A 1,874-nucleotide genomic window follows, 5' to 3' on the forward strand; every position below is an offset into this window, starting at 1 on the left:
CCTGTCCGTGCCCGCCGACCTGAGCGTCGTCGGCTTCGTCGACCTGCCGCTGGCCGCCCAGCTCTTCCCCGGTCTGACCTCCGTCCGCCAACCGCGGCACGACTTGGGAGTCACCGCCGTGCGAATGCTCACCGACCGACCCGACAGCCCTCGCGACGTCCGGATGGACACCACGCTGATCACCCGAGGCACCACCAGGGGGGTGCTCTAGAACCGTGCACGTGCTGTCCTACTTCACCACCGACGACGAAGCCCTGCACGTGGCCACCAGCCCCGACGGCCACCACTTCACCCCGCTCGACGACGGCGCCCCGGTGCTGCGCGGGCAGGTCGGCGCCGGAACGCTGCGCGACCCGTTCCTGCTGCTGGGCCCGGACGGGCTCTACCACCTGCTGGCCACCGACGGCTGGTCCAGTCCGCGCATCGTGCACGCCACCTCCCCCGACCTGCGCCGCTGGTCGCCGCAACGGCTCCTGGAACCGATGGCCGGGGTGACCGGGGCGCGCAACGCGTGGGCCCCGGAGGCGTTCACCGACGACGACGGCGTCGTGCACCTGCTGTGGTCCTCGGTGGTCGACCCGGACAACGACGACCACGACTGGCACCACACCAACCAGGAGCACCGCATCTGGCACACCGCCACCCGCGACTTCACCGAGTTCACCGAGCCCAGGGTGTTCTTCGACCCCGGCTACCCGGTGATCGACGCGACCGTGGCCCGCGCGGGCGGGCGCTACGTCATGGCGTTCAAGGACGAGCGCGGCGAGAACACCCCCGGCACCGACCACAAGAACATCCTGCTCACCACCTTCACCGACCCCCACGGCCCGCTCACCGAACCCACCGGCCCGGTCACGCCCAGCCCGGTGGAGGGGCCGTCGCTGTTCCGCCGCGGCGACGAGTGGGTGCTGATCTTCGACCACTTCCTCGACGACGGCTACGGCGCGCTGGCCAGCGCCGACGACATGTCCACCTGGGAACCCACCGACATCGGGATGCCGCCGGGGATGCGGCACGCCTCGGTGCTCGTGGTGCCCTAGAGCCCGCGCGCACGACACCGGCCGCTCTGGCGGTCCTGATCGCCCTGCTGCCCGCGTCGCCCGCCTGCTCCACCTCCCCCGACGAGGGCGGTGAGGAGGCCCGATTACCCGAGCTGAACGCGGCCTTCGAGCGGGCCCACCCCGGCGTGCGGGTCGAGCACCACTGCGTCGGGCCCGGCAACTACGAGACGTGCAACAGCCCCGAGCTCGGGTCCGGCGCCGCCGCCGACGTGATCGTGGTCGACAAGGCGAAGACGAGTTCAAGGCGGGCCGCTGGGCGTTCCTCATCCAGGGCGCGTGGAAGCTCGCCGACTTCCGCGCCGACATCGGCTTCCGCTTCTCCCTGAGCCCCATCCCCGCGGGTGCGGCCGGGAGCGAGCCGGTGGCGGTGACGTTCGTGGGCACCGGCTGGGCCGTCAACGCCGGTGCGCGGCGCCCCGGCCTGGCCCGCGAGTACGTGCGGTTCATGGCCGAACCCGGCAACGCCCGCCTGTACTGCGAGGAGGCCGAGGGCGCGTTCTCCACCCTCGTCGGCGGGACCACGACCCTGCCCGCCGAGGCGTCCGCGCTGGTGACGGCCTTCGACGCGAGCCGCTGGGCCGGATCCCCCGCGCAGGGCCTGGACTGTCCCGGAGCCGAGGAGGTCATGGGTGCCGCCCTGCAGGAGGTGTTCCCCGTCCCGGCCCCCCGACCGGGGACGTGCTCGCCGCCCGCGACCGGATGCCCGTGCGGGGGTGGGGGGATGCTGCGCACCCGCACCGCGCTGGCACTCGTAGCCCCCGCCGTGGTCGTGATCGGGTACGTGTGGGCGCAGGTCTGCTCGCCGGTGGGCGG

General features: G+C 73.1%; 3 protein-coding genes. All 3 read left to right on the forward strand.

Going from position 1 to position 1,874, the window contains the following annotated elements:
* The coding region (locus ACTUAL_RS13590; RefSeq protein ID WP_440900488.1) for a substrate-binding domain-containing protein at positions 1 to 211 on the forward strand (211 nt) is incomplete at its 5' end.
* Between the two features lie 4 nt (positions 212 to 215).
* Positions 216 to 1,040, forward strand: a complete 825-nt coding sequence (locus tag ACTUAL_RS13595; protein WP_440900489.1) for a glycoside hydrolase family 43 protein — start codon at positions 216 to 218, stop codon at positions 1,038 to 1,040.
* A 190-nt stretch (positions 1,041 to 1,230) separates the two neighbouring features.
* On the forward strand, positions 1,231 to 1,874 hold a 644-nt coding region (locus ACTUAL_RS13600), incomplete at its 3' end, for a hypothetical protein (RefSeq protein WP_440900490.1).

It is taken from the genome of Actinosynnema sp. (genome assembly GCF_052038725.1).